The sequence below is a fragment of the Limnohabitans sp. 2KL-1 genome, from assembly GCF_003063435.1.
Classification (GTDB): domain Bacteria; phylum Pseudomonadota; class Gammaproteobacteria; order Burkholderiales; family Burkholderiaceae_C; genus Limnohabitans_A.
This window is the reverse complement of the sequence record NZ_NESL01000012.1, coordinates 52,783-75,718: the sequence shown is the minus strand read 5'-3', so window position 1 is coordinate 75,718 and position 22,936 is coordinate 52,783. Positions and strand designations below refer to the sequence as shown.

25 protein-coding genes are annotated in these 22,936 nt (G+C 61.6%); 10 read left to right on the top strand and 15 right to left on the bottom strand.

Features of this window, described 5'->3' with window-relative positions; all coding sequences use genetic code 11:
- Window positions 1–178 precede the first annotated feature (178 nt).
- The 4 genes from B9Z47_RS16605 (at window position 179) to B9Z47_RS16590 (ending at window position 4,458) form a co-directional block, all read left to right on the top strand.
- On the top strand, window positions 179–1,339 hold the full coding sequence (locus B9Z47_RS16605; RefSeq protein WP_146185824.1) for a hypothetical protein: 1,161 nt from the start codon (window positions 179–181) through the stop codon (window positions 1,337–1,339).
- Window positions 1,336–3,015, top strand: a complete 1,680-nt coding sequence (locus B9Z47_RS16600) for a hypothetical protein (protein ID WP_108332327.1) — start codon at window positions 1,336–1,338, stop codon at window positions 3,013–3,015. Before B9Z47_RS16605 ends, B9Z47_RS16600 begins: the two co-directional genes overlap by 4 nt.
- Window positions 3,012–4,007 carry a hypothetical protein gene (locus tag B9Z47_RS16595; RefSeq protein ID WP_108332326.1) on the top strand — a complete coding sequence of 332 codons (996 nt, stop codon included), beginning with the start codon at window positions 3,012–3,014 and terminating at the stop codon, window positions 4,005–4,007. The genes B9Z47_RS16600 and B9Z47_RS16595 overlap by 4 nt, the downstream gene beginning before the upstream one ends.
- Before the next feature lie 73 nt (window positions 4,008–4,080).
- Complete coding sequence (locus B9Z47_RS16590) at window positions 4,081–4,458, top strand: hypothetical protein (RefSeq protein WP_108332325.1); 378 nt, start codon at window positions 4,081–4,083, stop codon at window positions 4,456–4,458.
- Window positions 4,459–4,543: 85 nt separating this feature from the next.
- On the opposite strand, the gene B9Z47_RS16585 is transcribed toward B9Z47_RS16590, so the two are convergent.
- Both B9Z47_RS16585 and B9Z47_RS16580 read right to left on the bottom strand, forming a co-directional pair.
- Window positions 4,544–4,822 (bottom strand): virulence factor, encoded by a 279-nt coding sequence (locus B9Z47_RS16585; protein ID WP_108332324.1) that lies wholly within the window; start codon window positions 4,820–4,822, stop codon window positions 4,544–4,546.
- Window positions 4,822–5,022: a DUF5397 domain-containing protein gene (locus B9Z47_RS16580; protein WP_089956689.1), complete on the bottom strand. Its 201-nt coding sequence runs from the start codon at window positions 5,020–5,022 to the stop codon at window positions 4,822–4,824. Before B9Z47_RS16580 ends, B9Z47_RS16585 begins: the two co-directional genes overlap by 1 nt.
- A gap of 65 nt (window positions 5,023–5,087) precedes the next feature.
- Between B9Z47_RS16580 and B9Z47_RS16575 the strand changes: the two genes are divergently transcribed.
- The 6 genes from B9Z47_RS16575 (at window position 5,088) to B9Z47_RS16550 (ending at window position 7,365) form a co-directional block, all read left to right on the top strand.
- Window positions 5,088–5,615, top strand: a complete 528-nt coding sequence (locus tag B9Z47_RS16575) for an HD domain-containing protein (protein ID WP_108332338.1) — start codon at window positions 5,088–5,090, stop codon at window positions 5,613–5,615.
- 171 nt (window positions 5,616–5,786) lie between these two features.
- Window positions 5,787–6,242, top strand: coding sequence for a hypothetical protein (locus B9Z47_RS16570; protein ID WP_146185823.1), 456 nt, complete (start codon window positions 5,787–5,789; stop codon window positions 6,240–6,242).
- 109 nt (window positions 6,243–6,351) lie between these two features.
- Window positions 6,352–6,633 carry a hypothetical protein gene (locus tag B9Z47_RS16565; protein WP_108332322.1) on the top strand — a complete coding sequence of 94 codons (282 nt, stop codon included), beginning with the start codon at window positions 6,352–6,354 and terminating at the stop codon, window positions 6,631–6,633.
- Window positions 6,634–6,638: 5 nt separating this feature from the next.
- On the top strand, window positions 6,639–7,013 hold the full coding sequence (locus B9Z47_RS16560; RefSeq protein ID WP_108332321.1) for a type II toxin-antitoxin system VapC family toxin: 375 nt from the start codon (window positions 6,639–6,641) through the stop codon (window positions 7,011–7,013).
- Complete coding sequence (locus B9Z47_RS16555) at window positions 7,010–7,189, top strand: hypothetical protein (protein WP_108332320.1); 180 nt, start codon at window positions 7,010–7,012, stop codon at window positions 7,187–7,189. Before B9Z47_RS16560 ends, B9Z47_RS16555 begins: the two co-directional genes overlap by 4 nt.
- Complete coding sequence (locus B9Z47_RS16550) at window positions 7,186–7,365, top strand: ATP-binding domain-containing protein (RefSeq protein ID WP_108332319.1); 180 nt, start codon at window positions 7,186–7,188, stop codon at window positions 7,363–7,365. The genes B9Z47_RS16555 and B9Z47_RS16550 overlap by 4 nt, the downstream gene beginning before the upstream one ends.
- Before the next feature lie 41 nt (window positions 7,366–7,406).
- Here B9Z47_RS16550 and B9Z47_RS16545 read toward each other — a convergent pair whose 3' ends face one another.
- The 13 genes from B9Z47_RS16545 to bchB are packed head-to-tail and all read right to left on the bottom strand — an operon-like array spanning window position 7,407 to window position 22,924.
- Window positions 7,407–7,850, bottom strand: coding sequence for a BLUF domain-containing protein (locus B9Z47_RS16545; RefSeq protein ID WP_233253851.1), 444 nt, complete (start codon window positions 7,848–7,850; stop codon window positions 7,407–7,409).
- A complete protein-coding gene (locus B9Z47_RS16540) occupies window positions 7,847–8,941 on the bottom strand; it encodes a phytoene/squalene synthase family protein (RefSeq protein ID WP_199226457.1) in 1,095 nt (364 codons plus the stop codon). The genes B9Z47_RS16545 and B9Z47_RS16540 overlap by 4 nt, the downstream gene beginning before the upstream one ends.
- Window positions 8,928–10,499 (bottom strand): phytoene desaturase, encoded by a 1,572-nt coding sequence (locus B9Z47_RS16535; protein ID WP_199226455.1) that lies wholly within the window; start codon window positions 10,497–10,499, stop codon window positions 8,928–8,930. The genes B9Z47_RS16540 and B9Z47_RS16535 overlap by 14 nt, the downstream gene beginning before the upstream one ends.
- A gap of 8 nt (window positions 10,500–10,507) precedes the next feature.
- Window positions 10,508–11,290: a putative photosynthetic complex assembly protein PuhE gene (gene puhE, locus B9Z47_RS16530; RefSeq protein WP_108332318.1), complete on the bottom strand. Its 783-nt coding sequence runs from the start codon at window positions 11,288–11,290 to the stop codon at window positions 10,508–10,510.
- Window positions 11,284–12,366, bottom strand: a complete 1,083-nt coding sequence (acsF, locus tag B9Z47_RS16525) for a magnesium-protoporphyrin IX monomethyl ester (oxidative) cyclase (protein WP_108332317.1) — start codon at window positions 12,364–12,366, stop codon at window positions 11,284–11,286. Before acsF ends, puhE begins: the two co-directional genes overlap by 7 nt.
- Window positions 12,367–12,385: 19 nt before the next feature.
- Entirely contained in the window at window positions 12,386–12,907 is a 522-nt protein-coding gene (puhC, locus tag B9Z47_RS16520; protein WP_108332316.1) for a photosynthetic complex assembly protein PuhC, read from the bottom strand.
- The gene (gene puhB / locus B9Z47_RS16515; protein ID WP_108332315.1) at window positions 12,904–13,557 is read right to left on the bottom strand and encodes a photosynthetic complex putative assembly protein PuhB; all 654 of its coding nucleotides are present in this window, start codon (window positions 13,555–13,557) and stop codon (window positions 12,904–12,906) included. Before puhB ends, puhC begins: the two co-directional genes overlap by 4 nt.
- Window positions 13,554–14,318: a photosynthetic reaction center subunit H gene (gene puhA, locus B9Z47_RS16510; RefSeq protein WP_108332314.1), complete on the bottom strand. Its 765-nt coding sequence runs from the start codon at window positions 14,316–14,318 to the stop codon at window positions 13,554–13,556. Before puhA ends, puhB begins: the two co-directional genes overlap by 4 nt.
- A gap of 27 nt (window positions 14,319–14,345) precedes the next feature.
- Window positions 14,346–15,803 (bottom strand): BCD family MFS transporter, encoded by a 1,458-nt coding sequence (locus B9Z47_RS16505; RefSeq protein WP_108332313.1) that lies wholly within the window; start codon window positions 15,801–15,803, stop codon window positions 14,346–14,348.
- Window positions 15,800–16,507, bottom strand: coding sequence for a magnesium protoporphyrin IX methyltransferase (bchM, locus tag B9Z47_RS16500; RefSeq protein ID WP_108332312.1), 708 nt, complete (start codon window positions 16,505–16,507; stop codon window positions 15,800–15,802). The genes B9Z47_RS16505 and bchM overlap by 4 nt, the downstream gene beginning before the upstream one ends.
- A 33-nt stretch (window positions 16,508–16,540) precedes the next feature.
- A complete protein-coding gene (gene bchL, locus B9Z47_RS16495) occupies window positions 16,541–17,452 on the bottom strand; it encodes a ferredoxin:protochlorophyllide reductase (ATP-dependent) iron-sulfur ATP-binding protein (RefSeq protein WP_019429120.1) in 912 nt (303 codons plus the stop codon).
- The gene (locus tag B9Z47_RS16490; protein ID WP_108332311.1) at window positions 17,449–21,276 is read right to left on the bottom strand and encodes a magnesium chelatase subunit H; all 3,828 of its coding nucleotides are present in this window, start codon (window positions 21,274–21,276) and stop codon (window positions 17,449–17,451) included. Before B9Z47_RS16490 ends, bchL begins: the two co-directional genes overlap by 4 nt.
- A complete protein-coding gene (bchB, locus tag B9Z47_RS16485; protein ID WP_108332310.1) occupies window positions 21,251–22,924 on the bottom strand; it encodes a ferredoxin:protochlorophyllide reductase (ATP-dependent) subunit B in 1,674 nt (557 codons plus the stop codon). Before bchB ends, B9Z47_RS16490 begins: the two co-directional genes overlap by 26 nt.
- Window positions 22,925–22,936 lie beyond the last annotated feature (12 nt).

The window sequence follows — 22,936 nt, the reverse complement described above, 5'->3', positions numbered from 1 at the left end:
AAGTGTTGGGCGCGTTGAAGGTAAAACAGCCGGAGAAAAAAGAACAGATGAAGTTGTTGTAGTGGTAAAAATTTAACCGACTCTATATAAATCAACAACTTATGACGTTTGGTGTCGAACTGGGGGGGACAACCCCAATGTGTTCCAGATTTGCACGCTCAACGAAACCAAAAGCGCCATGAAAAAGCGCCAAGAAATTGGCCGTGGCCTGCGCCTGTGCGTGAACCAATCGGGCGAGCGGGTGATGGACAAGCGGGTGAATGTGCTGACCGTGATCCCCAACGAAAGCTATGAGGCCTTTGCCAAGTCTTTGCAGCAAGAGATTGAAGACGAAACCGGGGCACAGTTTGAAGGTCGTATAAAAAATGCGCGGTCAAAGGCGCTGGTTAAACGGAACGAAAAGTTAAGTGCAGAAGAAGCAGAGCTGTTTAGAGAGATTTGGGACAAGATCAACTACAAAACCCGATTTAGCGTTGAGCTGGATACACCGGAGTTGATTGATCTGTGCACGAAGGCATTGGCAGACACCCATCAATACCCAATCACCCAAGCACCCAAAATTCGTGCAGACAAGGCCAGGATTGTGATGAACCGCTATGGCGTTGAGGGTATGCACGTCGGCACAGGTGAATCAAACGCGGTCTATTTGAGCAGCAGCGTGCCGGATGTATATGCCTATATTCAAAATCGAGTGCACCTCTCAAGATCCACCATTTTTTCAATCCTCGATAGATCGGGTCGGCTCAATGAGCTGTTGATCAACCCGCAAGCGTTTTTGGATTTGGCGATATCTGCCATCAAAAGCTGCCTGCAAGCGTTGATGGTTAAGGGTATCGAATACCACAACCTCCCTGGACAGCGCTATGAAATGAGCTTGTGCGAAGAGGCGATGGAAACTTATTTGAGCAGTGTCTATCCGCCTGGTAACAGTGAAACAGTGACCCCACTTGCAAAGACTCTGATGCAGGCGCAAGCGATCAACAGCGAAAGGGAGCCTGTAGGCGAGCCTTTTGCTTGCGTGGTTACGCAAAGCGGTACGGAAAATGAATTTGCAAGCCTGTGTGCTTTAGATGGAAACAACGTGCGGTTTTTCTTCAAATTGCCTGCTAAGTTCAAGATTCCTACGCCGCTTGGCACCTACAACCCCGATTGGGCGGTGGTGCTGGAGGGCGATACCCGCGTGTACTTCGTGGCCGAAACCAAATCCAGCACCGTAGAAGCAGAGCGCCGTTTGGCCGAGAACCTGCAAATTAAATGCGGCATTGCGCATTTCAAGTTGTCTCCCGACGTTGTGTTCCAGCCTGTCACCACACCTGGGCAACTGAAAGCCCCTGCATGACCAACAACCCCCTCACCCCACCCATTCCCTTCGTCTGGCCCGAGCCGCTGGTCAGCGCCGGGGTCACGCAATACGCCTCGGCCTTGCCTTTCGAGGCGGTGGCGCGTGCGGCGCTCAGTGTGTTTGGCGTGGTGTCCGCCATCGATGCGCAGGCAGTGGACTGGATGGAGGGTTATCTGTCTGACAACCCCAAAGCCCAGCTCAGGCTGGTCATCAGCATCCACCCGACGTGCAGAACCACCGAGGCCGATTTGCAGAACTTGCTGCGCCTTGTAGAGCGTCATGGCGAGCGGGCAGATTGCCGGGTGTACCCCGAGGCGTCTTTGCAGGACCGTTCGTCCAATTTGTTGTGCCTGTGTGGCACAGATGGCCAAACGGCCATTTCGGTGGGGCCGACAGAAAACATGGGGTTTGCGCAGGCTTCGCCGTCACAAGCCAATTTGGTCACGGCAGTCACAGCCGCCACCTTTGAGGCGTGCCGCAAGTGGTTTGATTATTTGTGGAATGTGTCGGGCGTGCTGCGGCCAGAGCTGGTGGCGGCCATGCCGTATTTGGTGTTGCCCCAGGGTGACCTCGCGGCTGCGCAGTTGTGGGATGACTATCGGCAGCAATGCCTCAGCCTTGATCCGGTCGATGAGGTTCAGGTGGTGGTCAACCCCGAAACGGGCGAGGTGGAGTTGGTGGATGGGTACAACTACCCAGCCGAGTCGCCGACCGAAGCGATGGGGGTGCCCAAGTTGGACCCTTTGTCTGACAACGTGGCCCGAATTTTTGAGCTGGGCGCGTTGGTGTCGGTGGACAAGCAAAGCCGCATTCCGCCGCTGGAGGCCCCGGTCAAGCCCGAGTGGTTTGGCGTGGACAGTTTCAAGCAGACGGGCATGGTCAAGTCGCAGACCTCGATCAAGGTGTCGCCTTTTGACGAGGTGACGATCAAGAAGATTGACCGTTTGCGCCGCGTGTCGGGCGAGGTGTTGCCGCGCTTTTCGTTTTCGCTGGCCGACGGGGTGCGCTGGATGCCCCAAAAAGCCATGCCGCTGTTTGAGGCGGCGTTATCGGTGGCCAATGACGAAGCCAAGCAGTTGCTGGGGCAGACCATGAGGGGCGACATTGAGGCTTTTTTGGGGTCGCAGTACGAGCGCATCAGCGCCGATGCGCAGCGCATGTACGAGGCCTATCACCCGGGCGGCAAGATTCCGGATACCGCTGTTCACAGCATCCTGACTGAGCTGAAACTGCGCTTGGACAAGACGCAGTCCCTCAAGTTGATTCCCACGGTGGCGTTTTCGCCTGTGGCGTTCAATCCGTCGCAAAAGTCGGAGTGGTCTTCGCCTTGGGGGCAGGCGTTGACCTTGCTCAAGGGTGTGGCCGAGTTCCCCCGCGAGGCCATGACCAACAAATTTTTTTGGCGCGGCATGCGCACCAACGAGGATGAGCTGATCCACGCCATGGATGTGGCGGGCGATCATTTGGTGCCGGAGTACGGCAGCCGCAAAGCCATGCAGCGTGCCACCGAAGAGCTGGCCTGGATCAAGGCGCTGGAAGAGTCGCCCGGCGAGCCGCTGGACAAATGCCGAGCGCTGTGGGCTTTGATCACCACAGGCCAGGAGGCTGCATTGATGAAGGTGTTAGTCGAGGCACAGACCCATAACTTGAACCCAGCAGGGAGCCCAACATGAACCCAGATCTTTTGCTTTCAACATCGCCAGAGCTGACCGACGATGACGCCGGGGGCCACGGTGCCCGCTGGGGCGTTTTTGACGACGACGTGCCCTCTTTGATGGGCAAGTGGTTGGGCGTGGCGGTCAACGATGCCGAGGCGTCGCGTTTTGGCATGAATGACCCATTCGCCTTGGGGCAACTCGTGGCGCAAGGGGAGCCGTCGGCTTTTGCCTTGCTGCACACCGGTCAAGCGCGTGGCGAGGGGCAAGCGGGTTTGATGGCTTTGATCCATCAAGACCCGGGCGGCCCAGACCACGCGCCGCGCAATGCGCTGTGGTCGGCGTTTCCGTTTTTTGGCGACGGCAGGCAGGTGCTGGCCGAGGTGGAGGAAATCGGGGTGTTTCCCAACCGCATCGAGGCGCGTTTGCGCTTGGGCCTGAGCAGTGGCGCGGTGGTTTTTGCTTTTGATTCGGGTTTTGTGCAAAGCCGCGCCGTTTACCGTGCGGGCGAGCGTTATCGCTTTGTGTTGTCGGCTTTGGCGTATGACATGGGGCCTGCGCAATCGCTCGATCATGTGATTGACGATGCGGATGAGATCCGGCGGTTTCATGCCCGCAATGCCTGGTCCGAGGTGCACGGCGGCTGGACGATGGAGGACGAAGCGGCATCCTTGGCCGCTTGGCAACCCCAATCGCCCGAAGACCTGGAGCCGATTCACATCAATTTGGGGCAGATGGCGGTTTTGCTGCCGTCCAGCACAGGGCCTGCCGATGACGCGCAGTATGTGGGCGAGGTGGTGCAAGTCACGCCCCGTGCGGTGCGCGTGCTGGATGTGGACTTTTGGCGGGTGGACACGGTGGTGATTCGCGCCGAGGAGGATGTGGTGATCCCGATTTATGTGGCCGAGCATTTGTTTGAAAACGACTGGCGGCCAGAGGTCGGGCAATACGTGACCGGCTCGCTTTGGTTGCAGGCGTATGCCCTGGGCTTAGAGAAGTCGCCCACATGACCCGTGGTGTCCCTGGTGCCTCTGATGTCCCCCATGACCGCCATTTTTTTATAACTCTTCATTCTGAAACCCCATGAAATCCATTCCTCTTTTGATCATCCCTTTTGCGATCTACAACTTTTTCGTGTTTGCGGGCATTGACTTCATTGACGTGAAGTTTTTTGACTTGTCGAGCACCGCTGCTTTGACGGGCGGCGGTGTGTTGGTGCTGGTGGGCGTGCTGCTGCTGTGCATCGACATCATCAAAACCGCTTTGTTCGCACGCGGCTCGGTGGCCGAACAATTGCTGTCCATCGTGCTGCTGCTGGCGTGCAGCATTCAGGTGGTCATTTGGCCTGCGGTGCGCACCGAGTGGTATGTGCTGCTGCTGGCCTTGCAAGCCACCGACGTGGTGGCCTCGCTGGTGGTGTCTTTGCAGGCCAATGGCAAAGATGTGTATGTGAGTCGGTGAGGCGATTGTCGCGACGGTGTCGCGACAATTGATGACGCAATCAAGGGGATGGAGATTGCGAACAGCGGCTTAACTGTTGTTGAGATTAAGACTTGACGACAGGTGTGAAGTCTGACCATTGTTCAATTCTGAAGGCACGAATATCACGCACAGACTTCGGGAACCAAGGACGGGCACGCAAAGATTGAATTGCAAGAAACAGATTGGCCATGTCTTCGTTGTCGTTGACATACAAACTGCCTTGTACCCTTCGGAACCCGTGCTCTGCGAGAATGGCGCCGATTTCTGTGTAAGCCTGAGTAACCCCCTCGGGGTGATGAGTTTCGGTGTCAGCAACCACCAGATCGAAAGCTACTGCGTACATCAGTGCGCCTCCGGATCATCGGACAGGTGTGTCAGACGGTATTCGGCCTTTTCGCCTGTTTCCACCATGGTGACTTCAATCATCCAGTCACCATCATCCAAAGGATGTAGCGCTTGGCCAACCTCATACTTGGGCCCGAAAGGCCCGAAGCTCTTGATCTTGCCAACCGGAATGGATGGCGGCGCGGCAGCTACTTGCATAACAGTTCCCCCTCAAATAAACCCAATTGGATGATAGTCTAACCATGATCAACATCCCCAACCCCCTGGCCGCTCTGGTCCAAGCCGTGGCCTTTGCCGCCGATAAGCACCGCAACCAAAGGCGCAAGGACGCCGAGGCCTCGCCCTACATCAACCACCCGATTGCGCTGGCCAACGTGCTGGCCAACGAGGGCGGCGTGCAGGATGTGACGGTGCTGTGCGCCGCCGTGCTGCACGACACCATCGAGGACACCGAGACCACAGCCGACGAATTGCGGGCCGTGTTTGGCGAACAAGTGGCGTCTGTGGTGCTGGAGGTGACCGACGACAAGTCACTTGAAAAGTCGGTGCGCAAGCAGCTGCAGATCGAGCACGCGCCGCACATCTCGCCCCAGGCCCAGCTGGTCAAGCTGGCCGACAAGATCAGTAATTTGCGCGACATCCTGGCCTCGCCACCCGCCGATTGGTCGCCCGAGCGCAAACAGGCCTACTTCGACTGGGCTGTTGCCGTGGTTGCTGGCCTGCGCGGCGTGCACCCCGGGCTGGAGGCGGTGTTTGATGGGCTGTATGCGCGGAGGTTGGGCTTGGGTTGATGCGGTGAATTCGGTTTTGGATGCACGCAGTTGGAACGCATTTAAAACCCGGAGCAAAAGCTCGGCCTGATTCCGCGGGGCCATGTTTTATGCAAGGAAACAAGCAAAATAGCGCATAAACTTTTTCGTTTTTTTCGTTTTTTTCTTTCATCACGGGTGAAGAGCCTTGCTATGCGCACTCTAATTCAGACTGAAAAGCAGGCCAAACCGGTCAAGCCAATGTCTTTGTCGCACCCCCAAAAAACGCGTTTGGCAGGCGATCTGGTGGGTTCGTTCCAGGCGCAGTGCGCATCGGCTTTGCGCTTGGCGCTGCCTTTGGAGCTGAAGGCCCATGGGGCAGCCAATCGCTGTGGCTTTTCGCGCCCTTTTGTGGCGGCGCTGCTCGATTCGGGCACTTACACGGGCAAGGTGCACCGCACAGCGGGTGGGCACCGCAAAGTGTTGGCCAGCGAATTTGAGGCGCTGGTGGCCAAGGCGTCTGCCTGCGCACCCAAAACCCTGACGCAAGCCCGCAAAGCAGTGGATTTGAAGCGTTTGGATGAGGCTCCAGCCACGCCTCGCAAAGAGCGCAAGCAGTCCAAGGTGCTGGCAACTGAATTGGCTCACAAGCTGGGCTTGTCGGCCTGATGTCGCCTTTGCAGGTCTTGGCCGATGCCAGCATCCTGTGTCCTCTATTTGTGTTCATTTTTCGTGCCCAGTATCATGGGTCTACCATCGCTATCAAAGGAGTGTTGACATGCAAGCCATCGAACTCGCCACCACGATTTCTGCCCAAGGCGGCATTGCGCTGCCAGCCAATTTCAAAGCCCTTTATGGGCGTGACGCACGCATGATTTTGCTCATTGATGACGATGTTGCACTGGCACCGTCGGCCCCCGACCGTCTTCAGCGGCAGAAAAATTTGCGCCAAGCCTTGGCGGCAGTGGCGCAGGCGGGAACATTTGCCCACATTGACGATGCGGGTGTCTGGCAGCGCGAGGCTCGTGCTGAACGGACTCAGCCTGGTCGTGGGGATTGATACCCATGTGGCTTGCTGACAGCAACATCCTGATTCGCGCTGCATCAGCGCGTGACCACCCCTTGCAAGAATGGCTTCAGAACCAGTTGCCAGCCATCTCCATCGTCACACGCATAGAGGTACTGGGTTTCCACCGTTTGCGCCCAGACGAAGACATGTTGCTGCGAGTGCTGTTGTCCGCCTTTGACGAATACCCGATCAGCTCACAAACTGCTGAGCTGGCCATTGACCTGCGGCGTCAGCGAAAAATGACGCTGGGTGACGCCCTGATTGCCGCCACTTGTCTGGAACACGGCTTGAAGCTGGCAACCCGCAACACGAGCGATTTTGACTGGATAGCTGGCTTGACCGTGGATGCGTTGTCTGACTTTGCAGTGTGAAGAGTTTGCCCGCGCAGGCAAAAATTGAAGTCAGGGGCGAAGAAGTCGCATCGACCACCTGCGTGATTGCGGCCACAAAATGGGACCGCGATCAGCAAGTCAAGCTCCTGCAATCGCAAGGCATGCGGGTGGCTATGATCGATGAAAACCAGAACGCGGTGGCCAGACAAGCGTGACGTATGTCGCCACCATGCACCGTGCGAAAGGCTTGGATTTTTACCACGTTATTGTGCTGGCCCCCAAGTCGAATTTGGGCGACCCACTGGAGGTGGACAGCAAGCGCAAGCTGATTGATGTGGCCCTGACCCGGGCCAAAAAAGAAGAGGCTTTTTTGGGTGAGTTGACGCGATGAAGCTGACGGCTGACGGCTGACGGGCCGAAGCTTCGTGTCCTTCAAGCCTCTGGCATCCGAATCGGTTGCCCCACCTCCAGCAAGTCCAGCACCTGCTGCATGACCTGCGGACCGGACGCCGAGTAGGGGTCGAAGTCGGGGTGGTGCAGCCGGACCATGGGGTCGTCCACCGACAGGTGCACGAGCGCCATGGACCATTGGCCAAAGCGGCGTTCGTGGATTTCTTCGTAGTGCAGCAGCTCCACATCCTGGTGGCGGGTGTCGCCGCTGATGCGGCGGTACAGGGCGTTCACGCGGCTGCGCTCGCCCTCGATCACCTGAAAGAAAAAGCCTTGCCCCTGGCACAGCACGCCCGTGATGCCTTGCGCGGGGTTGTGGGCTTGCGCTTGCGCCAGGATGGTGGTGGTCATCGTGGTGGTTTGCGGGCCGACGGCCCGGCTCACGTACAGCAGGCGCACGGTGATGCTGTGGCTGGGCACTCTCATGGTGTGGGGTGCACCGCGTTGCGGTCCAGGCGCTCGGTCTCGCGGCGCTCGAACAGGTTGAGCATCCAGGCCACGCGCTGGGGCATGGCGCGGTTGGGAAAGTAGGCCTTGTTGCCGGTTTGCTGGGTCGCATCGCGGCAGCCTTGCACCAGGCCCACGATGGCGGCCAGTGGCGCGGGGCTGTGGTCCGACACGCGAATCCAGTGCACCTGGGTCCAGGCACTGGCCAGCAGCATGAGCTTGCGCGTGGTGCTGACCACCGTGCGTTTGTTGACCGAGTCCAGGCCTTCGCGGCGCAGTTGGTGGCCGATCTCGGCGTAGATCATGCTGGCCGCGCAAATGGCAGCGCGGCAGTCGGGCGGCAGGGCGGCAATGCCCGAATGCGCTTGCTTGTACAAGCGGTCGGCCTCATCCAGCAAGCGCGCCACCACCTGTGCAATGGCGGGGGTGAAGGTGGGCTGGGCCATCCAGGCTTCGGGCTGAATGCCAGCCTCGACCAGCCAGCGGCGCGGTAAATACAGGCGGCCGATGCTGGCGTCATGGCCCACGTCGCGCGCGATGTTGGTCAGCTGCATGGCCACGCCCAGCTCGCAGGCGCGGGCCAGCGTGTCCATGCTTTGCGGCCCCATGATCCAGCTCATCATCGCGCCCACACTGCCTGCCACGCGGGCGCCATAGGCGTGCAGGTCTTCGATGCTGTCGTAGCTGCGGCCCCCGGCGTCCCAGGCAAAGCCTTCGATCAGCGCGTCCAGCAAATGGCGTGGCAGTTTGTATTGCTGCACCACCAGGCTCAGCGCGTGGTCTTCGACATGGTCGTGCGGGGTGCTGGCGTAAATGGCGTCCAGGCGCGCTTGCAGCACGGCCAGCGGCGTGTCGCCCGCAGTGGCTTCGTCCACCAGATCGTCGGCGACGCGGCAAAAGGCATAGAGCGCGATGGCTGCGGTGCGCACGCGCAGGGGCAGCAAGCGGCTGGCCGCAAAAAAGGTTTTGGAGCCGCCCTGCATCATGGCCACACAGGCCTGCAGGTCCTGCGAGTCGAAGTCGAGTTCAGGCAGGTTCACGGCGTTGGGGTTGAGATCAGACGTTGACATGGGGCACCACCGACTCCAAAGCTTTGGCCGACATCAGCACACCCGGCACACCCGCGCCTGGGTGCGTGCTTGCGCCCACCACAAACAGCCCCGGCACATCCTCGCTGCGGTTGTGCGGGCGAAACCACGCGCTTTGCAGCAGCAGCGGCTCCAGCCCAAAGCCCGCGCCTTTGTAAGACCACAAGTTGTCCTGAAAATCCTGCGGCGTGCTGACCTTGCTGGTCACGATGCAGTCGCGCAGACCGGGCAACACGCTGGCTTCCAGGCTCTCGGCAATGGCCGCACGGTAGGTCTCGGCAAAGGCGGGCCAGTCGGTGCCGCTGTCCAGGTGCGGCACGGGCGAGAGCACATAAAAGGTGTCGCAGCCCTCGGGGGCCAGCGAGGGGTCGGTGGCGGTGGGGCGGTGCAAATACAGGCTGAAGTCCTCGGCCAGTTTGTGTTTGTTGAAGATGTCTTGCAGCAGGCCTTGGTAGCGCGGGCCCAGCACCATCATGTGGTGCGGCACGTCTTTGTATTGCTTGGCGGTGCCGAAGTACCAGACGAACAAGCCCATGGAGTATTTCCCCTTGGCGATCTTGCGGTCGGTCCAGACGCGCCGGTGTTGCGGTGCCACCAGGTTTTTGTAGGTCCAGGCGGTGTCGCCGTTGCTCACCACGATGTCGGCGGGCACGAACTCGCCGCTTTGCAACTCGACGCCACAGGCGCGACCACCTTCAATGCGGATTTGCGTCACGGGCGCATTGCAGCGCAGCGGCACGCCACGCTCTTCCAACAAGCCGACCAGGCCTTTCACAATCGCCCCGGTGCCGCCCATGGCCGAGTGCACACCCCAGGTGCGCTCCAGCGAATTGATGAGCGCATAAGCACAGGTCACCGCAAAGGGGTTGCCGCCGATCAGCAGCGGGTGAAAGCTCATCACGGTGCGCAGCTTGTCGTTGCGGATGTGTTTGGCCACCAGGCTGTAGAGGCTGCGCCAGGCGCCCATGCGCAAAAAGTCGGGGATGGCGGCCATCAGGTCGCTGACCTTGTCAAAAGCCATGTCGCCCATGCCTTCAAAGCCCAGGGTTTTGCAGCGCTCGGCTTCTTCCAAAAAACGTTCGTAGCCAAGCAAATCCGAGGGCTCGAAGCGGGCCACCTCGGCGCGCATGTGCTCAGGGTCGCCGTTGTAGTCAAACCAAGTGCCGTCTGAAAATCGCACGCGGTAAAACGGGTCCATGGCCACCAGCTTGACGTCGTCGGCAAAACTTTTTCCGCACAGCGCCCACAGCTCTTCGAGCAAAAAAGGCGCGGTGATGATGGTCGGGCCCGCATCGAAGGTGAACCCGTCCTGGTGGTGCACATAAGCGCGGCCACCGGGGGCGTCGAGTTTTTCAAAGACCTTGACCTCGTAGCCCTTGACGCTCAGGCGAATCGCTGCGGCCAGTCCGCCAAAACCGCTGCCAATGACCACCGCCACAGGGCGCTGGCGCAGCTTGGACGGGGTGCCCAGCTCTGGGCCTTGCGGCGAGACGGGAATGCCGAAACCTTCGGTGCGGTAAGCATGGGTGGTGGTGTTCATGGGGGCCTTCAAGGGGGTGTGGTCAAAGCTGGTTTGGTGGTCTGGCCCATGGCCCAACCCCACAGCCGCTCCAGTGGCCAAGGAAAAATCATGATGACGTGTTCAACAATCGCGAGGCCCAGCAAAGTGGCCAGCATGACCCAGCCGGTGGTGATGGCCACTGCGCCTTGTTGCGCCAGCCAGACCAGCCAGAACCAGGTGCCCATGGCCACGCCCATCGAGAGCACGAACCACAGCGTCATGTCGCGGGTGCGGAAATAGCTGGCCAGGTATTTGAGGTGCGCGGGCAGGTATTGCGCGCCGTTTTGTGGCACGCCAAAAAACAAATTCAGTTTGGCCGACAGGCGCATGCACCACAGCAGCGCAAAGGTGCAAATGGCCACATGGCTGGATTGCCCCTCTTGCATCCACCACAGCACGGCGAAGTTGGCCAGCAAGGCCAGCTCGTGGTACAGCATGACCTGCACCGATTGCACAAAGCGCGGCCAACCCGTCAAGCCGGGGTCCAATGGGGTTTTTCGCGGACCGGTGATCCAGCCGGTCAAAAAGGCCAGCTCGTGCCAGCCCCACATCACGATCACGCTGCCAAAGGCGAGGTAGGCGTTGAACACGCTGACCTCTTGCATGCTGTGGGCCACGCCCCAAAAACTCAAAGCCAAAAGCACCGTCCAGCCGGCCAGGCTGAAACGGAAGCTGCGCGCAGGCAGCCGATCGAGCCACAAGATCACCCCCGTGCCGAGCCACCAGCACAGGGCCGTGAACACGCAGGCCCAGACGACTTCATTCACCATGCGGGTTCCATCCGTACCTGGGGCGACAGGTCTTGGGCAATCACGGGCATGAAGTACAGGCGCGCAAAGGTGGCGGCGGCTTTCACAGCGCACACGCCTTGCTGCAGCTTGCCCACCACGCCACCGCGTGCCTTGGCTTTTTCCATGGCTTGCGACAAGGCAAACAGGCGCTCCAAGCCCCGGCGGAAATCGGGATTGTCCGTGTCGAGCGCCAGCGGAAAGACCTGCTGCGTGATGGTGGTGGTGATGCGGAACACCTGGTAGTCGTATTCGCTCGAATCCAGCCCCATGGCCTCGTGCAGCATGGGGCGGGTGTGGTCGCGCACGTACATGGTGGCGTACACGGCCAGCAAGAAAAAGCGAATCCAGAGCTTGTTGGCACCGCTCAGCAACTTGGGGTTGGCGCGCATGATGAGGGCAAAAGACTCGCCATGGCGGAACTCGTCGTTGCACCACAGATCGAACCAGCGAAAGATGGGGTGAAAGCGTTTTTCGGGGTGCTTTTCGAGCTGGCGGAAGATGGTGATGTAGCGGGCGTAACCGATCTTTTCCGACAGGTAGGTCGCGTAGTAAATGTATTTGGGCTTGAAGAAGGTGTACTTCTTGGTGCGCTTCAAGTTACCCAGGTCGATGCCCAAATTGAAGTCGCGCAGCGACAGGTTGATGAAACCCGCATGGCGCGATTCGTCACGCGCCAGATAGGTCATCAGCTGCTTGATGTCGGGGTTGCTGACGTTCTTGCGGATCTCGTTGTAGAGCACGCAACCCGAAAACTCTGATGTGAGGGAGCTGACCAAAAAGTCCATGAATTCCTGGCGCATCTCGGGCGACAGGTTGGCCATGCCCGCAGCCACTTCGCCCGCAAATGCTTCGTCGCGCTGGAAGTGATCGTGGTTGTTGTCACCCTCGTACTCGGCCATCATCTTGTCCCACTCGGCGCGAACCGGCTCGATGTTGATGCGGTCCATGGCGGCAAAGTCCGTGGTGTAAAAACGCGGGCTGATCATGTCGCTGTGCACCGCCTTTTTGTTGGCGTCTTCAGCGGTTTCGATGGTGTGGACAGCGGTGGCGGTCATGGGGTTCTCCGGTACGGGTTCAATCGGGTTTAACGGGTTCGCGGGCTGGAGTGTTCACACGCACGGTGTCTTGCCCTGCCAGTCTTAGACCCGCGAACACGGCGGCGTTGCTGGGTCCAAAGGACTCCAGGTCAATGCGCTGGCCGGTGCTGGGGTCTTGCAAGGTCAGGCGGCCGTCGGTGCGGCCGATCAACAAAAAGGGGGCTTCTTTGCCCAGGCTCTCGCGCTGGCGCTCACGGGCCAGGGCACGCAGGGTGCTGCGCAGAAAACCTTGCTCGCCCGAAAACTGGGCCACTTGCTGGCCGCTGCGGTGGTCCAGCACGGCGATGTCACCGCTGGGCAGATCGCGAAACTGCAGGTCGCGTTGCCACTGCACGGCAGCATCCGGCGTGCGCGGGTCCAGGCCCGACCAGCGCGCCAGGCCCACGGCCACCAGCATGGCCAGCAGCATCACGCCGATCCAGGCCATGGGCCGGTTCAGGCCTTGGGTCTGAGGGGTTTGGCGGTTGGGCTGCCAGTCGTGTTGGGGCAGGGTGTTCATGCCAGCATGCCGTGGTTGGGTGTGTGGGTGTTGCTGACGGGAACGTCTCCCAAGTGCAGGCTTTGGCCCGCACGTTCGGCACGCCACAGGTTCAGCAGCAATTCACCCACTTTCGCGCTCTCGGGCACGCAGCGAAGGGTGGGCTGCGGTTGGGTCACATGCCAAGCGCGCTGGTGCGGCCAGAGGTGGGCCCAGCCGATGCGGTCTTCGGGGTGCAAGGCCAGCGCGATGTCGCCTGTGCCAGCGCCTTGGGTCTTGAGGGAAGCGCCCGCGATGCGTTTGAAGGGCAGGTTGAAGGTCAGCGTGAGCACGATGCCGATGCGCATGACCACACGCTTGTTGGTCAGGGTGTAGAGCGTGCTGCGCGCCGACATCCAGGCGGTGCCCAAGAGCAGCGCCAGGGCCAGGGCGTAGAGGCTGGCGGCTACCCACAGGGGTTTCCAATCCACCCGTCCCTCAGGGGCCGTCAGGTTGATGGCCTGCACCGCGAGCATGAGCGCGAAGTACAGCGCGATCTTGCGCACATGGAAAGCGTGGATGGCCAGGCGTTTCCAGTCGGGTGCGCCCTGCCAGACCACGCGCTCGCCCGCAGGCAGGGCGCTGGGCAGGCCAGGGGCGGCTTCCCACTCGTGTTCGTGGGTGGCTTTCATATGATGGGTTCCTGACGCTCAGGGGTGGCGTACAAGGTGCCCGCGCCGTAATAGGCGGTGATTTTTTCTTCTTCGAGCAAGGTGATCTGCGCGTTCGATTTGGTTTGCGGCACGTTCACGAACTGGTGACCCAAAATCGCCTGCACATGCGTGCCGTCTTTCTTGATGCGCGCAAACGTCATGGGCAGCAGCACGCGCTTGTCGGAGTTCGCCAATTGCACTTCGGCGTAGCGGAACATCATCTCCATGCGGTCGACCCACAGATCCACCACGGTACCGGCCACGACCTTGTCAGCGCCCCAGACGGGCAAGCCACGCGGGTCCACGTCTTGTTTGGCCACCGAGTGGTCAGTCGCCACGCGCAGGGGCACGATTTTGGGATGACCATGCGGGTCTGCATCGGGGATGTCGGCGCGCATGGCCCAGGCACCGGGGCCTACGCCTGCCAAGAGCGGATCGCCCACGGGCTCCAGGGGGGCACCGTTCCAGCCGTGGGTGGGTTGGCCGCTGTAGCTGCCGTCTGGGCGGGCCAAGTCGGGCGACAAGTAGGTGTGGCCGTCTTGCGTCTTGAAGGCCTTGGGCTCGGGCACGGGTGGCCAACCTTCGATCTTGGGGCCGTTCTCGCGGCCCGAATCCATGGGGTAGCCCTCGCGGTGGTTTTCACGCAAGAGGTAATAAATCAGCCCCGCAAAGAATGCCCAAAACATGTACAACACGATTTGGGCCACATCGATGTACTGGGTGATTGCGCCTGTTTCCATGGCTGTCTCCTTCAAAAAATCGGTGCATCAGCCCGGCAGTTGCGCCAGGCCAAAGGGTTGGTGGGTGCCGGTTTGGGGGGCCGCTGCGCGTGCGGCCAGACGGCTCGCACGCAACATGGGGCCCAAGGCCACCAGCACGACAAACAACAAATACATTTCCAGGTGGTAGACGAAGCTGTAGGCAGTGATGGGGGTGACCAGCACCTCGCCCAATGCGCCCGACATGGCCAACACTGACACGCCATCGCGCACAGCCCCGCCCAGAGCCATGGCCGCACCCGCGCTGGTGGCTTGCACCGCGCCCCAGGTGCCGATGACCAGACCGCCCAGGTGGCCGAGCGGGCTGCCATCTGCCGCCATGCCCATGGCCGTGACCAGCATCCCGACAGAAAACAAACCGCCGCTGAAACCGATCAGGCCCACGCCGATGCGGAACATCCAGGCCGCTTCGAGCGGGCCCGAAAAAATCACCATCGCAAACGCGGGCAAGCCCAGCAGCACACCCAAGCTGGCCAGGCGGCAGGCGTGCATGCCGCCGGACAACCAGCGGGCTGACACGAGGAAAGCCAGCAAAGCGCCACCGGCACTCAAGGCCGTGAGGGCGCTGGTGGCGCCCACGTCAAGCTTCAGGATTTCGGCGGCATAAGGCTCCAGCACGATGTCTTGCATGTTGAAGGCGAAGGTGCCGATGCCCAGGGTCCACAAGAAGCGGCGCATTTGGGGCTGGGCCATCAGGTCACGCCAGCTGCTGGCAAAACCACCGGCTTCGCGGCGACCGCGCTTGGCACTTCGGGCCTCTTGTTTCCAGAGCGAGGCCAGGTTCATCACCGCCACCATCACGGCGCAGCCTTGCACCATCTGAATGAGTCTCTGTGGATTGAAGTCACTGAGCACCAGACCGAACACCGCGCTGCTGGCGATCATGCCCACCAGCAGCATGCTGTAGAGCAAGGCCACCACGCGGGGGCGTTTGTCGTCGCTGGCCAAGTCGTGTGCCAGCGCCATGCCAGCGGTTTGCGTGACCTGGATGCCCGCGCCCACCAGCACAAAGGCCAGGCACGCGCCCACTTGCCCGACCCAGACGTTGGTGTGGTCGGGCTCGGACAGCAGCAACAAGGCAAACGGCATGATGGACAGGCCACCAAACAGCAGCAAGGTGCCGGTCCACAAATAAGGGATGCGGCGCAGGCCCAGTGCCGAGGGGTGCGTGTCGCTGCGGTAGCCGATCAGGGTGCGCAGCGGCGCAAACACCATGGGGATGGCGACCGCCAAAGCAACCCACCAGGCGGGCACTTGCAGCTCCACAATCATGACCCGGTTGAGCGTGCCCACCAAGAGCGCTGTGACCATGCCGATCACCACTTGGAACAGCGACAGGCGCAGCAAGCGCGCCATCGGCAGCTCGGGCGAGGCCGCATCGGCAAACGGCATGAAGCGCGTGCCGTAAGCGGTGAACCAGCGGGGCATGGGGACGCGCAGTTTCATGAGCGGGTCCACTCCCAGGCTTGTGAGGTGTAAAAGCCGCTGGCTACGCGCTGGATGCGTGCGCCTTGCCAGCCCTGCAACTCGGGGTGGTTTTGCATGCGTTGCAGCAAGTCGGCGTGCGCCACGGGTGACAAAGAGGGCGAGCGGTCGCTGCGCGGAAACAGACGGCCCGCGCTGTGCATCAGGGCCAAGAGTGGGGTGCGCGGCGCAAAGGTGAAGGCCATGGAGCCGCGGGTGCGCTGCGCCAACCCGGCCAGCGCTTCGGCGATTTGGTCGCTGTCGTAGTGGATGAGCGAGTCCATGCAGACCACATGGTCAAAGTGTCCTAAGTCGGGGCTGAGCATGTCGCCCGACAAAAATTCCACCGAGCCGGGCAGGGTGGGGTGTTCGGCGGCCATGCGTTCGGCAGCGAGCTTGACCAGAGTGGGTGACAAATCAATCGCCACCACTTCGGCCCCGCGCAGGGCCGCTTGCAGGGCCAGCGCGCCAGTGCCACAACCGGCATCCAGCACGCGCAGACCACGCATGTCTTGTGGCAACCACGACAGCAGGGTTTCGCGCATGGTGTCGCGCCCGGCCCGCACCGTGGCGCGGATGCGGCCCACCGGCTCGTTCGAGGTCAATCGCGCCCAGGCATCGGCCGCGGTGCGGTCAAAGTAGTGCTCGATCTGGCTGCGGCGTTGTTCGTAGGCGGTGGTATTCATGGCGTGCTTTCTGTGCGAGTTTTGGCGTGCGGATCAGTCAAAACCCAGCAGGTCAAAAATGTCGCGGTCTTTCATCGGGATCGACGGCAGCGGGTCGGCCCCCAGCCACAGGGCAGCGGCCAAGCGCATGTACTCGTCTTGCACGGCTTTGACGGCGGGAGTGGGTTCCAGCTCGAACAGGGTGCACTTTTGCAAACGGCTCTTGCGTATCTCGTCGAGCATGGGAAAGTGCGCCATGGTTTTGAGACCGGTGACCGCGTTGTACTTGTCGATTTGGTCGGTCGCATCGCTGCGGTTGGCGATCACGCCGCCCAAACGCACGTTGTAGTTTTTGGCCTTGGCACCAATCGCTTGCACGATGCGGTTCATCGCAAAGATGGAGTCGAAATCGTTGGCGGTCACGATCAGCGCCCGGTCGGCGTGTTGCAGCGGGGCGGCAAAACCACCGCAGACCACGTCGCCCAGCACGTCAAAAATCACCACGTCGGTGTCTTCGAGCAGGTGGTGTTCTTTGAGCAATTTGACGGTCTGGCCGACCACGTAACCACCGCAGCCGGTGCCGGCAGGCGGGCCACCGGCTTCCACACACATCACGCCGTTGTAGCCTTTGAACACAAAGTCATCGAGGCGCAGCTCTTCGGCATGAAAGTCCACCGTTTCGAGTGCGTCGATCACGGTGGGCATGAGCTTTTTGGTCAGGGTGAAGGTGGAGTCGTGCTTGGGGTCGCAGCCGATTTGCAGCACGCGCTTGCCCAACTTGCTGAAGGCGACCGACAGGTTGGAGGACGTGGTGCTTTTGCCGATGCCGCCCTTGCCGTAGACCGCAAACACCTTGGCGGTGCCGATTTTGACCGTGGGGTCCATCTGGAACTGCACGCTGCCCTCGCCATCGGCCCCACGGACCCTCTGGATGCTGTTCACCGGAATGCTGGTGGTTTCGATCATGCTGGGAGTCCTTCTTGTATGCCTTCAAGGCGGTCTTCAAGTTCTTCACCGGCACGCAGCAGGGCTGTCATGGTCTCGGCGTCGGGTTGCCAGTACTGGCGGCGCGTAGCTTCCAGCAGGCGGTTGGCCACTTTGGCCGATGCGGTGGGGTTGAGCTGGGCCATGCGCTCGCGCATGGCAGGGTCCAGCACAAAGGTCTGGGCCAGCTGCTGGTAGACCCAGGGTTGCACTTGCCCCGTGGTGGCCGACCAGCCCATGGTGTTGGTGAGGTGCGCCTCAATCTGGCGCACGCCCTCATAGCCGTGTTGCAGCATGCTTTCGTGCCACTTGGGGTTGAGCATGCGGCTGCGGGTTTCCAGCGCCACTTGTTCGGTCAGGCTGCGCACCACGCCGTCGCCTTGGGTCTGGTCGCCAATGAACACAGGTGGCGCTTCGGCGGCATTACCGTCGCGCTGGTGCTTGGCCTGCAGCACGGCGCGGCTGATGCCGCCCAGGGTGTCAAAGTAGGTGTCGATGCTGGTCACGCCCAGCTCGACCGAGTCGAGGTTTTGGTAGGTCAGCGAGACACTGGCCAGTGCGCTTTGCAGCACCGATGTGTTGCGCACTGGGCGGCCTTCTCGGCCGTAGGCAAAGCCTTTGCGCTGGGTGAAGGCGTCGCCCAGCTCGTTTTCGTTTTCCCAGCAGCTGCTGTCGATCAAGTGGTTCACGTTCGCGCCGTACGCACCTTCGGTGTTGCCGAACACGCGCAGTGCGGCGCACTCCATGGTGCTGCCTTCGTGCTCGGCCAGGTAGGCCAGAGCATGTTGGCGCACAAAGTTTTGCTCAACGGGTTCATTGGCGTTGGCCGCCAAAAACGCGGCCTCGGCCAACAAGCGGATTTGCATCGGCAGCAGGTCGCGGAAGATGCCCGACAAGGTGATGACCACGTCGATGCGGGGGCGACCCAATTCGGCCAAAGGAATCAGCTGCGCGCCAGCCAAGCGGCCGTAGCTGTCAAAGCGCGGGGCGGCGCCCATCAAGGCCAAGGCCTGCGCCATGGGGCTGCCTTCGGTCTTGAGGTTGTCGGTGCCCCACAGCACCATGGCCACGGTCTCGGGCAGGGCCTGGTGGTCTTGCTGGTAACGGGCCAAGAGTTTGTCGGCTTGGCGCATGCCGTCGCGCACGGCAAAGGCAGACGGCATGCGAAACGGGTCGAGGCCGTGCAGGTTTCGCCCGGTGGGCAAGACGTTGGCGTTGCGGATCAGGTCGCCGCCGGGGGCGGGTTGCAAATAGCGGCCATCGAGGGCGCGCATGAGGCCTTGCATTTCGTGGTCTTCGCCCAGCAGGCGGTTGCTGCGCACCAGCTGCCGCAGCGTCTCGGATTGGGCTTTGTCGCCAGCGGGTAAGTCGGTGCTGAACTGTGCGTTCAGTTGCGCTTCGCTCGCACCGTCCACCAAGGCTTCCATCAAGCTGGCGTTTTGAGCGCCGGTCAAGCCCATGGCATCGGCCATGACTTTGAGGGTGCCCAAGCGCTGCTCGCGGGTGGGGGCCTGGCCCATGACGTGCAGGCCTTCGGGGATGAGGGCGTATTCGAGTTCCAGCAGCTGGTTTTGCAGTTGCTCGATCCAGGCGGTGGGGTCTGCCGCCTGATGGGCTGGAACGGACAAGTCGATGCTTTGTGCTTGTTCGCGGATCAGTGTGGTCAGGCTTTCGCGGTCCTGCGCTTGATCGGGGCCCATTTGTTGCCAGCGCTCAATGGATTGCTGCAGGCTGATCAGTTCTTTGTAGAGACCCGAGTGCGTGAGCGAGGGCGTGAGGTAGCTCACCAAAGTGGCCGCGCCCCGGCGCTTGGCAAGGGCCCCTTCGGACGGGTTGTTGGCGGCATACAGGTAGACGTTGGGCAGGGCGCCGATCAAGCGGTCGGGCCAGCACTGTGCCGACAAGCCGGTTTGTTTGCCGGGCATGAACTCGAGCGCGCCGTGCGTGCCAAAGTGCAGCACCGCGTCGGCGGCGTAGTCGTCGCGCAGGTAGCGGTAGAAGGCGCTGAAGGCGTGGGTGGGGGCGCAGCCGGTTTCGAACAGCAGGCGCATCGGGTCGCCTTCGTAGCCAAAACCCGGTTGCACCGTGACCACCACCTGGCCAAAGTCTGCGCCCAAAACAAAGATCGACTGGCCATTCGTCAGGTGCTTGCCGGGGGCAGGTCCCCACTGCGCTTCGATCTCATTCAACCAGCGCTCGTTTTTCACATGGTGGCCGGTGTCGATCGCGTGCAGCACATTCGCTTGCGTGCCGTACTGGCTGGCGTTGCCTTGCAGCAGGCGCTCGCGCAAGTCGTCCACGCTGGCGGGCAAGGTCACTTGGTAGCCTTCGAGCGACAAGCGCTGCAAGGTGTTGAAGAGCGACTGGAACACCGACAGGTATGCGGCCGTGCCCACGCTGCCTGCATTCGGCGGGAAGTTGAACAGCACGATGGCCAGCTTGCGATCGGCTCGTGGCTTATCGCGCAGGCGCACCAGGCGCTCGACGCGGGCGGTGAGCATCTCGGTGCGTTCGCTGCAGGTGAACATGTCTTGGCTGCGCGGGCCGCTGGGGAAGGTGCAGCGCTTGTCGCAGCCGTGGCAGGTTTGACCGGCAGGGCCAGGGCGGCCACCGTAGACCATGGGCAAGATCGAGCCGTCCAGTTCGGGGATGGCCACCATGATGGTGTTTTCCACGGGCAAGAGGCCGCGTGTGGAGTCGCCCCACTGCTCGATCGATTGAAACTCCAGCGGGTGTGCAGCGATGTAGGGCACATCGAGTTCGCTGAGCGCTACTTCGGCGGCGCTGGCGTCGTTGTAGGCCGGGCCACCGACGAGCGAGAAACCGGTGAGGGACACCAAGGATTGGATCTTCGCGCCTGTGCCTTGCTTGAAAAAGCGGTCCATGGCCGGGCGGGCGTCCAGGCCGCTGGCAAAAGCGGGGATGACACGCAGGCCGCGCGCTTGCAGTGAATGGATGACCGCGTCGTAATGCGCGGTGTTGCCGGCCAGCAAATACGAGCGCAGCAGCAACAGACCCACGGCAGGCTGGTCTTTGCGGCCGTGGCCAGGCAGGTCGCTCAGCTGTTCGCTGATGCGGTTTTTCATCTGCGGGTGGTACAGGCCCACCTCGGGGTATTCGATCGGGTCTTCGGGTTGGGCCAGGGCGCGCAGCGGCTCGCGTGGGCCTTGGGCGTAGCGGTGCACCAGGGTTTTGACCAGGTGCTCGATGTTGTGCTCTGACCCCGCCAGCCAGTAACGCATGGTCAAAAAGAACAGGCGCAGGTCTTGGGCGGTGCCGGGGATGAAACGCAGCAACTTGGGCAGGCGGCGCAGCATGGCCATTTGTTTGGCCCCGGCGCTCGACGGTGCACCGGTCTCCGAACCCGTGTCTTTGTTTTTGGCGCTGGGGCGCAGCTTTTTGAGCAAGGCCATCAGGCCACTCGATTCGCGTCCCATGACCAGCTTGCCCATGCGGGTGAGCTGCGTGACTTGCGGAGCCGACATGATGCAGACCATGGCGTCGCAGTGATCGCGGCGTGCCTGCAGGGCATCAAGCACCGGCAGGAAATGGTCTTCCATGAACAGCATGGTGACGATGACCAAGTCGGCCTGCGCCACAGCGGCCAAGCACGCGGACAGGGCTTTGTCGCTGTCGCGCCAGGCCGATGCGCTGTGGGTTTGCAGGTGCAGGCCAGGCAGGTCGCGCGCCAGGCGTTCGGCAGCGCTCTCGGCGGCGCTGGCCAGGTGGCTGTCCATGGTCAACAGCACCACGCTCATGCGCGGTGTTGAGGTGGCCTGTTTACCGGCTGTAATGGGCTTTGGCATCGTAGAGCGTCTCCACGGTGATCGTCGCCACGCCCAGGTCTTGGGCAAATCGCTCGGTGTTGCGGCGCGCTTTGCCCCGCACAAAGAACGGGATCTTGCCCAGCTCCTTTTCGGCTTCGGGGCTCCAGGTGGCCTGGTTCGAAGCGGCTTGGGCGGGGGCGGCGACGGCTTTGACACCGTCGCTTGTCAAGCCTTTGGCTTGGATGCCGTCGGTAGAAAGTGTGGGGGCGGCGGTGCTGACCGGTGCCTGCGCAACGGCTGTGGGCGCTGGGGTTGCGGCAGCAGGTTCAGTTCTGACGGGTGCCACGTTCTCTGCCGCAGGCCGCGTGCTGCCCAAATGCGAGGGCGCAGCACCGGCGTGGAACTCGAAGTCTTCGCGGAACATGCCGATCAGGTGCTCTTCCAAGCCCATCATCAGCGGGTGCACCCAGGTGTCGAACAGCACGTTCGCGCCTTCAAAACCCATCTGCGGCGCATAGCGGGCGGGGAAGTCCTGCACATGCACCGGGGCCGAAATCACCGCGCACGGAATGCCCTGGCGCTTGGCGATGTGGCGCTCCATCTGCGTGCCCAAGATCAGCTCGGGCTGCAGCGCGTTGATCTGGGTTTCGACTTCCAGGTAGTCGTCGGTGATCAGGGCTTCGACGCCGTAGCGTTTGGCGCAGTCGCGCACTTCGCGTGCAAATTCACGGCTGTAAGTGCCCAGGCCCACCACCTCAAAACCCATCTCTTGGCTGGCGATGCGGGCCGCGGCCACCACATGCGTGGCGTCGCCAAAAATATAGACCCGCTTGCCGGTCAGGTAGGTCGAGTCGACCGACTTGGCGTACCAGTGGGCGTGGGCGTTGCTCGGGTCTTGTGCGGGCTGGGGCAGGCCAGTCAGCGTGCAGACTTCGGCGATGAAGTCGCGTGTGGCGTGGCTGCCCAAGGGCACGGTCTTGGTGTAGGGCTGGTCGAACTGGCGTTGCAACCACTGCGCGGCGGCCATGCCAATTTCGGGGTAGAGCACCACGTTGAAGTCGGCTTCGGCCAGCTTTTGCACGTCGGCCACGCTGGCGCTCAAAGGTGCGACCACCGCGACATCGACACCGAGTTGGTTCAGCAGTTGCGTGATTTCCTTGACGTCGTCGCGGTGGCGAAAGCCCAGGGCGCTGGGGCCCAAGATGTTGCAAGTGGGTCTGACCTTCGCGGGCTTATCGGCGGCGGGTTTGTGCATCAGGTGGCGGCACAGTTGGTAAAAGGTTTCGCTCGCGCCCCAGTTTTCCTTGCGCTGGTAAGAGGGCAACTCCAAGGCTACCACGGGGATGGTCAGTTGCAGGGCTTGGGCCAAACCGCCCGGGTCATCCTGAATCAACTCCGCCGTGCAGGACGAGCCCACCAACATGGCAGCGGGGTTGAAGCGCGCCATGGCTTGGCGGGCAGCGTCTTTGAACAGCTCGGCCGTGTCGCCGCCCAGATCGCGCGCCTGGAAGGTGGTGTAGGTGACGGGTGGGCGGCGCGGCAGGCGCTCGATCATGGTGAACAGCAGGTCGGCGTAGGTGTCGCCTTGGGGGGCGTGCAGCACGTAGTGCACGTCCGTCATGGCGGTGGCCACGCGCATCGCGCCCACATGGGGCGGTCCTTCGTAAGTCCAGAGCGTCAGTTGCATGGGGTGTTCCTG

What these genes read in the sequence shown, in the direction of transcription:
- puhA (WP_108332314.1), bottom strand. Translation starts at nt 14,318, where the DNA reads ATGGAAACAGGCGCAATCACCCAGTACATCGATGTGGCCCAAATCGTG.
- B9Z47_RS16570 (WP_146185823.1), top strand. Translation starts at nt 5,787, where the DNA reads ATGCGCACTCTAATTCAGACTGAAAAGCAGGCCAAACCGGTCAAGCCA.
- B9Z47_RS16590 (WP_108332325.1), top strand. Translation starts at nt 4,081, where the DNA reads ATGAAATCCATTCCTCTTTTGATCATCCCTTTTGCGATCTACAACTTT.
- B9Z47_RS16540 (WP_199226457.1), bottom strand. Translation starts at nt 8,941, where the DNA reads ATGTCAACGTCTGATCTCAACCCCAACGCCGTGAACCTGCCTGAACTC.
- bchB (WP_108332310.1), bottom strand. Translation starts at nt 22,924, where the DNA reads ATGCAACTGACGCTCTGGACTTACGAAGGACCGCCCCATGTGGGCGCG.
- puhE (WP_108332318.1), bottom strand. Translation starts at nt 11,290, where the DNA reads ATGGTGAATGAAGTCGTCTGGGCCTGCGTGTTCACGGCCCTGTGCTGG.
- B9Z47_RS16585 (WP_108332324.1), bottom strand. Translation starts at nt 4,822, where the DNA reads ATGTACGCAGTAGCTTTCGATCTGGTGGTTGCTGACACCGAAACTCAT.
- B9Z47_RS16565 (WP_108332322.1), top strand. Translation starts at nt 6,352, where the DNA reads ATGCAAGCCATCGAACTCGCCACCACGATTTCTGCCCAAGGCGGCATT.
- acsF (WP_108332317.1), bottom strand. Translation starts at nt 12,366, where the DNA reads ATGACCGCCACCGCTGTCCACACCATCGAAACCGCTGAAGACGCCAAC.
- puhB (WP_108332315.1), bottom strand. Translation starts at nt 13,557, where the DNA reads ATGAAAGCCACCCACGAACACGAGTGGGAAGCCGCCCCTGGCCTGCCC.
- B9Z47_RS16600 (WP_108332327.1), top strand. Translation starts at nt 1,336, where the DNA reads ATGACCAACAACCCCCTCACCCCACCCATTCCCTTCGTCTGGCCCGAG.
- B9Z47_RS16560 (WP_108332321.1), top strand. Translation starts at nt 6,639, where the DNA reads ATGTGGCTTGCTGACAGCAACATCCTGATTCGCGCTGCATCAGCGCGT.
- puhC (WP_108332316.1), bottom strand. Translation starts at nt 12,907, where the DNA reads ATGAACACCCTGCCCCAACACGACTGGCAGCCCAACCGCCAAACCCCT.
- B9Z47_RS16605 (WP_146185824.1), top strand. Translation starts at nt 179, where the DNA reads ATGAAAAAGCGCCAAGAAATTGGCCGTGGCCTGCGCCTGTGCGTGAAC.
- B9Z47_RS16595 (WP_108332326.1), top strand. Translation starts at nt 3,012, where the DNA reads ATGAACCCAGATCTTTTGCTTTCAACATCGCCAGAGCTGACCGACGAT.
- B9Z47_RS16490 (WP_108332311.1), bottom strand. Translation starts at nt 21,276, where the DNA reads ATGCCAAAGCCCATTACAGCCGGTAAACAGGCCACCTCAACACCGCGC.
- B9Z47_RS16505 (WP_108332313.1), bottom strand. Translation starts at nt 15,803, where the DNA reads ATGAAACTGCGCGTCCCCATGCCCCGCTGGTTCACCGCTTACGGCACG.
- B9Z47_RS16535 (WP_199226455.1), bottom strand. Translation starts at nt 10,499, where the DNA reads ATGAACACCACCACCCATGCTTACCGCACCGAAGGTTTCGGCATTCCC.
- bchM (WP_108332312.1), bottom strand. Translation starts at nt 16,507, where the DNA reads ATGAATACCACCGCCTACGAACAACGCCGCAGCCAGATCGAGCACTAC.
- B9Z47_RS16580 (WP_089956689.1), bottom strand. Translation starts at nt 5,022, where the DNA reads ATGCAAGTAGCTGCCGCGCCGCCATCCATTCCGGTTGGCAAGATCAAG.
- B9Z47_RS16545 (WP_233253851.1), bottom strand. Translation starts at nt 7,850, where the DNA reads ATGAGAGTGCCCAGCCACAGCATCACCGTGCGCCTGCTGTACGTGAGC.
- bchL (WP_019429120.1), bottom strand. Translation starts at nt 17,452, where the DNA reads ATGATCGAAACCACCAGCATTCCGGTGAACAGCATCCAGAGGGTCCGT.